Here is a 7,929-nt window from a genome sequence, read left to right as displayed (position 1 = left end):
GCGGCGGGGCCGCCCCCCGGGGGCGGGACGGGCGGGCAAGGGGGCGGCCCCTCCCGCTCCCGGCCCGCCCGGGTGCCGCCCCTGGCCCCGCCCCGCCACCGGACGCGTGTCCAAGGGGGCCTCGGCCCGCCCCCGTACCGGACGCACAGCCCCGCCCGGCTCGGGCAGGAGAGGCCCCGGACCCGCCCCTTTCCCTAAAGCGCTCGCCGCGCGGCGATTGCACGGTTCCGTGCAGATCCGTCGTGGCTGGTCGCGCAGTTCCCCGCGCCCCTGAAGGCGCGGCGGAGACGCAGATTGAGCACGGCCCCGTGTGGTGGAGGCGCACAGGGGCAGGGCCCCGTACCCCCGGAGGTGAGGGAAGCTGGGGGGATGAGTCACGATCATGATCTCGTTCTGCGGCCCAGCGCCGCGCAGACCGCTGCCGCCCTCACCCCGCCCCATGGGCGTACGGGTGGGGATCTTGTCGTGGAGACGTTGCGGGGGCTCGGGGCCACCACCGTCTTCGGGCTGCCCGGACAGCACGCCCTGGCGTTGTTCGACGCCCTGCGGCGGTCGCAGCTGACGTACGTCGGGCTGCGGGTCGAGAACAACGCCGGGTTCGCGGCGGACGGGTACGGGCGGATGACGGGGGAGGCCGCCCCGTTGTTCCTGTCGACCGGGCCCGGCGCGCTCACCTCGCTGCCCGCGCTCCAGGAGGCCGCCGCCGCCTCCGCGCCCGTGCTGGCGATCTCCAGCCAGGTGCCCGTGGACGGGCTGGGCGGTCACCGGCGCGGGCATCTGCACGAGCTGCGCGACCAGCAGGCCTCCTTCCGGGACGTCGTGAAGTCCGTGCACATCGCGCGGACGCAGTCCCAGATCCCGTCCGTGATCGCCGATGCGTGGGAGTCCGCGCTGACCGCCCCGCACGGGCCCGTCTGGGTCGAGATCCCGCAGGACGTGCTGGCGGCGGAGACCTCCGTGCCGGTCGTGGTCGCCCCGGACGGCATCCCGCACGACCTGCCGCCCCGGCCCGAACTCACCGCCGTCGCCGCCCACCTGCTGGCGAACGCGACCCGGCCCGTCATCGTCGCGGGCGGGGGAGTGGTGCGGTCGGACGCCTCGAAGAAGCTGAAGCAGCTGGCGGAACGGCTGAACGCGCCCGTCGTCACCACCTTCGGCGGGAAGGGGGCGTTCCCGTGGCACCATCCGCTCTCCCTCCAGTCCTGGCTGGAGGACCGGCACCTGACCGACTTCCTGGAGGAGGCGGACGTCCTCCTCGTCGTCGGGTCCGGGCTCGGTGAACTCACCACCAACTACCGGACGTTCGCGCCGCAGGGGCGCATCGTCCAGATCGACGCCGACCTGGGCAAGCTGGAGGCCAACTACCCCGCCCTCGGCATCCACGCCGACGCCCGCCTCGCCCTCACCGCCCTGCTGGAGACCATCGACGAGGTGCGGGCCGACGACACCGCCGCCGCTGCCGTACGCGACGTACTCGGGCGGATCCGGGCCCGTATCGACGCCCAGGGACTGGAGCAGGAGCAGGAGATTCTCGCCGCCGTCCGCGCGGCCCTGCCCGCCGCCGCGCCCAGCTTCTGGGACATGACGATCCTCGGCTACTGGGCCTGGTCCGCCTTCGACCCCGCCCGGCCCAACACCATGCACTCCGCGCAGGGGGCGGGCGGGCTCGGGTATGCGTTCCCCGCCGCGCTCGGTGCGGCCGTCGCCGACCCGGACTCGCCCGTCCTCGCCGTGTCGGGCGACGGCGGCGCCCTGTACTCGATCGCCGAACTGGCCACCGCCCGCCAGCACGACCTGCCGGTGACCTGGCTCATCGTCGACGACGGCGGGTACGGCATCCTGCGCGAGTACGCGGGCGAGGCCTACGGCGAACCGCTCGGCACCGAGCTGGCCCGGCCCGACTTCGTCGCCCTCGCCGAGTCCTTCGGCGTGCCCGGGACCCGTACGACACCGGAGGCGCTGGCCGACGACCTCGCGGCGGCACTCAAGGCACCCGGTCCTTCGGTGGTCGTGCTTCCGGCGCGGCTGCGGATGTTCGCGGCGACGCACGGGGAGGCGGGGGCCTAAGCCTGTGCGGCCACCGTGACCTCGGGCGGTCGGTTCTGGTGGTCCGGGGCGTCGGCGGCGTGGTCCGGTGCGCCGGTGGCAGGGGCCTCGGTGAGGGGCTGGAACTCGACCGTCCAGGTGTCGCCGCTCAACCGCATCGTCAGCGCCGCCTCCAGTGCCCGTGCCAGGCGGCCCAGCAGCGGCAGGGTGGGCACGGTTCCGCCCAGTTCCATCTTGGAGAGCTGGGGCTGGGACATGCCCGCCCGGCGGGCCAGCACCGTCTGCGAGAGCCCGAGTGCGGTGCGCCTGTCATAGATGATCTGCCCGAGGTCCCAGGCGAGGTCGCGCTCCTTGCGCCGCCGTTCCCGCTCGGGGTCCTCGGCAATCCCCTCGACGACCTTGCGGTCCCGGGATCGCTTCCACTCTGCGTGACTGACCATGGGGTCATCCTCCCTCAATCGGTACGACGGAATTCCTGTTCCGCCCGATCGTGCTCGGCCTCGCATTCGGCCTTGGCCCGCCGTGCGCGGGCCACTTCGGCGGTCTCCCGCTGTCGCGTCTTGCGGAAGACGGTCAGCATGACGACCCGGCGGCCGGGGGCGAGCCAGTACGTGATGCGGACGGATCTGCGGTCGTGGCCGATGGTGAAGCGCAGTTCCCGGACGCCGTCCCCCAGGTAGCGGGAGTAGGGCTCCCGCAAGGTCGTGGCGTTGCGGCGGAGGCGTTCCGCCGCGTCCTCGACCGCTTCGTAGTCGTCGGCCGGCAGATTCATCAGCCACAGCCGAACCTCCGCCTCGATCTCGATCTCGAATGGATCACTCATGGGCGAGAACGTATAGACGGCAGAGTGTATATACGTGAGAACGGCTATCGGGTCCCTCGAAGGTGTGATCCCGTCTTTCCGGCTGACGCCCCCACCGATTCCCCTGTGACATACAACCTTTTCCCGTCCCCCGAGTCATGTGTGGCGGGAGTGCCGGAAAGGCACTCCCGAGCCGCAGATTCAGGGTCCAGGGGGACGGGGAAGCATGTCCGCACGCATCAGCACCACCAGCACCACCAGAAGCGCCATCAGCACGACCACCACCAGGCGCCGCCGAATATCCCGGGGCCTGACCGCCGCCACCCTCGCCACCGGAGTCCTGCTCCCCGTGGCCGCCGCAGCCCCCGCCACCGCCGCCGCACCCCAGGTGACGTGCAGCTCCAACAAGGCCGGGCTCGCCAAGAAGATGACCGCCGACCTCACCGCCGCCCTGCGCGGCCGGCCCGGCACCGTCGCCCTCGCCGTCCACGAGCGGTCGACGAACACGTACTGCTCCCTGCGCTCCTGGGACGCGTACGACTCCGCCAGCATCGTCAAGGTCACCGTCATGGGTGCCCTGCTGTACGACTCCCAGAAGCGCAAGCGCGCCCTGAGCACGCGCGAGCGCGACCTCGTCACCGCCATGATCACCAAGTCCGACAACAACGCCACGAGCACCCTGTGGAAGCAGCTCGGCACCGGGAAGATCAACACCTTCCTCAAGGCCGCCGGAGCCACCCGCACCAAGCCCGGCGCGAACGGCTACTGGGGGCTCACCCAGGTCAACGCCTCCGAGCAGAGCAAGATCCTCGACCTGTTCACCCAGACCAACGCCGTCCTCACCGCCGCCTCCCGCGCGTACGGCCTGGACCGCATGGCCCGCGTCGTCCCCGCCCAGCGCTGGGGCACCCCCGCCGGGGCGCCCGGCAGGGCGAAGGTGCACGTCAAGAACGGCTGGCTGCCCCGTGCCGCCAAGGGCTGGCGGGTGCACTCCCTCGGCGTCTTCACCGGCCAGGGGCACGACTACACGATCACCGTCCTCACCCACGGCAACAAGACGATGCAGCAGGGCGTGGACACCATCCAGTCCGTCTCCCGTGCCGTCCACCGCGACCTGAACCCGGCGTCGAAGGCCCGCACCTTCCAGGCCCCCGCGATCGTCCCGCCCGCCGCCCCGCACGAGGTGATCCCGCCCGTACCGGAGGCTCCGGCGCACTGAAGCCGCGCGCCGCACCCCCGCCCGATTGTTGCGGCGGGATGAAATCCGCAGCTCGCGACGTTGGTGCCTTCCGGTGGGACACGAACCAACGGGAGGCACCACGTGGCAGAGCACGAGCAGCAGGCCGTACGAGAACGGGGCTGGGCACGCCGCCTGACCGGCTACGCCTGGCGCTACCGCGCCAACGTCCTGCTCGCCCTCGGCTCCTCCCTCGGCGGCATGGCCGTCATGGCCCTCGTCCCGCTGATCACCAAGGTCGTCATCGACGACGTGATCGGGAAGGGCACGCGGTCCCTGGCCGTGTGGACCGGCCTCCTCATAGCCGCGGCCGTCGTCGTGTACGTCCTGACGTACATACGCCGCTACTACGGCGGCAAGCTCGCCCTCGACGTCCAGCACGACCTGCGCACCGAGATGTACGGGACGATCACCCGGCTCGACGGCCGCCGCCAGGACGAACTGTCCACCGGGCAGGTCGTCGGCCGCGCCACCAGCGACCTCCAGCTCATCCAGAGCCTGCTGTTCATGCTCCCGATGACCATCGGGAACGTCCTGCTCTTCCTGATCTCCCTCGTGATCATGGCGTGGCTGTCCCCCCTGCTCACCCTGGTCGCCCTCGCCGTCGCCCCCGCCCTCTGGTTCATCGCCCGCCGCAGCAAGAAGCGCCTCTTCCCCGCCACCTGGTACGCCCAGGGGCAGGCCGCCGCCGTCGCCGGAGTCGTCGACGGGGCCGTCTCCGGTGTCCGTGTCGTCAAGGGCTTCGGGCAGGAGGACCAGGAGACCGGCAAGCTGCGCGAGGTCTCGCGGCGGCTGTTCGCGGGCCGCCTGCGCACCGTGAAGCTCAACTCCCGCTACACGCCCGCCCTCCAGGCCGTCCCCGCGCTCGGCCAGGTCGCCATGCTGGCGCTCGGCGGCTGGCTCGCCACCCGGGGGCAGATCACCCTCGGTACGTTCGTCGCCTTCTCGACGTATCTCGCGCAGCTCGTCGGGCCGGTCCGGATGCTCGCCATGGTGCTGACCGTCGGGCAGCAGGCCCGCGCGGGTGTGGAGCGTGTCCTGGAGCTGATCGACACCGAGCCGTCCCTCGAGGACGGGACGAAGGAGCTCCCGGCGGACGCCCCCGCCACCGTCGAGTTCGACGCGGTCGGTTTTGCGTACGAGGAGGGGCGGCCCGTCCTGGACGGGTTCTCCCTGGAGATACGCGAGGGCGAGACCGTCGCCGTGGTCGGCTCGTCCGGCAGCGGGAAGTCGACCGTCTCGCTCCTGCTGCCCCGCTTCTACGACGTGTCGCGCGGCGCGGTCCTGGTCGGCGGCCACGACGTCCGTGAGCTGACGCTGGAATCGCTGCGGGCCGCGATCGGTCTCGTGCCCGAGGACAGCTTCCTCTTCTCCGACACCGTGCGCGCCAACCTCGCTTACGGCCGCCCCGACGCCACCGACGAGCAGATCCGTACGGCGGCCCGCGCCGCCCAGGCCGACCGCTTCATCGACGAGCTGCCGAACGGGTACGACACCTTGGTCGGCGAGCAGGGCCTCACCCTCTCCGGCGGCCAGCGCCAGCGGCTCTCGCTGGCCCGCGCCATCCTCACCGACCCCCGCCTGCTCCTGCTGGACGACGCCACCTCCGCCGTCGACGCCCGTGTCGAGCACGAGATCCACGAGGCGCTGAAGTCCGTGATGGCGGGCCGCACCACCCTCCTCATCGCGCACCGCCGCTCCACCCTGAACCTCGCCGACCGCATCGCCGTCCTCGACAGGGGCCGCCTCGCCGACATCGGCACCCACGAGGAACTGGAGCGCCGCTCCGCCCTCTACCGCCGCCTGCTCACCGACCCCGACGAGCTCGGCGGCGTATCGCCCGGACACGTTCCCCCGAAGGCCCCGGTCGAGGACGACCGGTCGGTGCAGGCGGAGCTGGACGCCGAGTTCGACGCCGAACGCGGCATCACCCCCGACCTGTGGATACGGGACGAGACCGACCCGGCGAAGGACGCCGACCACGCCCCCGGCATGCCTGCCACACCCGAACTGCTGGCGCAGGTCGACGCGTTGCCGCCCGCGAACGACGTCCCGAACATCGACGAGGCCCGCGCGGTCGCGCCCGAGGACGCGTACAACCTCCGTCGTCTGCTGCGCGGATTCGGGCTGCCGCTGCTGGTCAGCCTCGGCCTGGTCGCCGTCGACGCGGGGCTCGGGCTGCTGCTGCCCGTCCTCATCCGGCACGGCATCGACGAAGGTGTCACGCAGCTCGCGCTCGGCGCGGTCTGGACGGCCGCCGGGCTCGCCCTGCTCGCCGTGCTGGTGCAGTGGGGGGCGCAGGTCAGCGAGGCCCGCATGACCGGGCGCACCGGCGAGCGGGTCCTGTACTCGCTCCGGCTGAAGATCTTCGCGCAGCTCCAGCGGCTCGGACTCGACTACTACGAACGGGAGTTGACCGGGCGGATCATGACCCGGATGACGACCGACGTCGACGCGCTCTCCACCTTCCTCCAGACCGGCCTGGTCACCGCCTTCGTGTCCGTCGTGACCTTCCTCGGCGTGATGGTGGCGCTCGTCGTCATCGACGTCGAACTGGCACTGGTGGTCTTCGCGACGCTGCCGCTGCTGGTCGTCGGCACGTACTTCTTCCGCCGGAAGAGCGTCCAGGCGTACGAACTGGCCCGCGACCGGGTCGGCGTCGTCAACGCCGACCTCCAGGAGTCGGTCGCCGGACTGCGCATCGTGCAGGCCTTCGGCCGGGAGCGCGCGGGCCGCGAGCGGTTCGCCGCCAACAGCCGCAGCTACCGGCAGGCGCGGGTGCGCGGCCAGTGGCTGATCTCGGTCTACTTCCCGTTCGTACAGCTCCTGTCCTCCGTCGCGGCGGCCGCCGTGATGATCGTCGGGGCCGGGCGGATCGAGGCCGGGACGCTCACCGCGGGCGCGCTCGTCGCGTACCTCCTCTACATCGACCTCTTCTTCGCGCCGGTGCAGCAGCTCTCCCAGGTCTTCGACGGGTACCAGCAGGCCACGGTCTCGCTGCGCCGCATCCAGGAACTGCTGCGCGAGCCGACGTCGACGGCGGGCGCGGACGCCCCCAAGGACGTGCTCTCCCTGCGCGGGGAGATCGCCTTCGAGGACGTGTCGTTCGCGTACGGCGAGGAGGAGGAAGCCCTCTCGGACGTCTCCCTGCACATACCCGCGGGCCAGACCGTCGCCTTCGTCGGCGAGACCGGTGCCGGGAAGTCGACCCTGGTCAAGCTGGTGGCCCGCTTCTACGATCCGACCTCGGGCCGCGTCACCGCCGACGGCTGTGACCTGCGCGACCTCGACATGACCGCGTACCGCCACCGTCTGGGCGTCGTCCCGCAGGAGGCGTACCTCTTCGCGGGGACGGTCCGCGACGCCATCGCCTACGGGCGGCCCGACGCCACCGACGCCTCCGTGGAGGCGGCGGCCCGTGCGGTCGGCGCGCACGACATGATCGCCACCCTGGACGGCGGCTACCTGCACGCCGTCGCCGAGCGCGGCCGCAACCTCTCCGCGGGGCAGCGCCAGCTCGTCGCACTCGCCCGGGCCGAGCTGGTCGACCCGGACGTGCTGCTCCTGGACGAGGCCACCGCCGCCCTCGACCTCGCCACCGAGGCCCAGGTCAACCAGGCCACCGACCGGCTCACCGGCCGCCGCACCACCCTGGTCGTCGCGCACCGGCTGACCACGGCCGCCCGCGCGGACCGGGTCGTGGTGATGGACCACGGGCGCATCGCCGAGGACGGCACGCACGACGAGCTGCTCGCCCTGGACGGGAAGTACGCCCGCCTGTGGCGCACCTTCGTGGGGGAGGACGAGCCCGCGGCGGTCTGAGGGGCCGGTGGTTCGGCTCGTT

General features: G+C 72.1%; 5 protein-coding genes. 3 read left to right on the top strand and 2 right to left on the bottom strand.

The window, feature by feature from the left end:
* Positions 1-369 precede the first annotated feature (369 nt).
* Entirely contained in the window at positions 370-2,067 is a 1,698-nt protein-coding gene (locus tag ACIO3O_RS20505; protein ID WP_401747722.1) for a thiamine pyrophosphate-binding protein, read from the top strand.
* On the opposite strand, the gene ACIO3O_RS20500 is transcribed toward ACIO3O_RS20505, so the two are convergent.
* Both ACIO3O_RS20500 and ACIO3O_RS20495 read right to left on the bottom strand, forming a co-directional pair.
* Entirely contained in the window at positions 2,064-2,486 is a 423-nt protein-coding gene (locus ACIO3O_RS20500; RefSeq protein ID WP_401747719.1) for a helix-turn-helix domain-containing protein, read from the bottom strand. The two genes, ACIO3O_RS20505 and ACIO3O_RS20500, sit on opposite strands and share 4 nt — an antisense overlap.
* A 14-nt stretch (positions 2,487-2,500) precedes the next feature.
* Positions 2,501-2,869, bottom strand: coding sequence for a type II toxin-antitoxin system RelE/ParE family toxin (locus ACIO3O_RS20495; protein ID WP_401747716.1), 369 nt, complete (start codon positions 2,867-2,869; stop codon positions 2,501-2,503).
* Positions 2,870-3,074: 205 nt separating this feature from the next.
* Here ACIO3O_RS20495 and ACIO3O_RS20490 point away from each other — a divergent pair, with 205 nt between their 5' ends.
* Entirely contained in the window at positions 3,075-4,067 is a 993-nt protein-coding gene (locus ACIO3O_RS20490; RefSeq protein ID WP_401747714.1) for a serine hydrolase, read from the top strand.
* A 102-nt stretch (positions 4,068-4,169) separates the two neighbouring features.
* Positions 4,170-7,907 carry an ABC transporter ATP-binding protein gene (locus ACIO3O_RS20485; RefSeq protein WP_401747711.1) on the top strand — a complete coding sequence of 1,246 codons (3,738 nt, stop codon included), beginning with the start codon at positions 4,170-4,172 and terminating at the stop codon, positions 7,905-7,907.
* The last annotated feature ends 22 nt before the right edge of the window (positions 7,908-7,929 follow it).

The sequence above is a fragment of the Streptomyces sp. NPDC087440 genome (genome assembly GCF_044744005.1).
Lineage (GTDB): Bacteria > Actinomycetota > Actinomycetes > Streptomycetales > Streptomycetaceae > Streptomyces.
The sequence above is the reverse complement of the archived record's forward strand: the minus strand, read 5'-3'. Positions and strand labels throughout refer to the sequence as shown.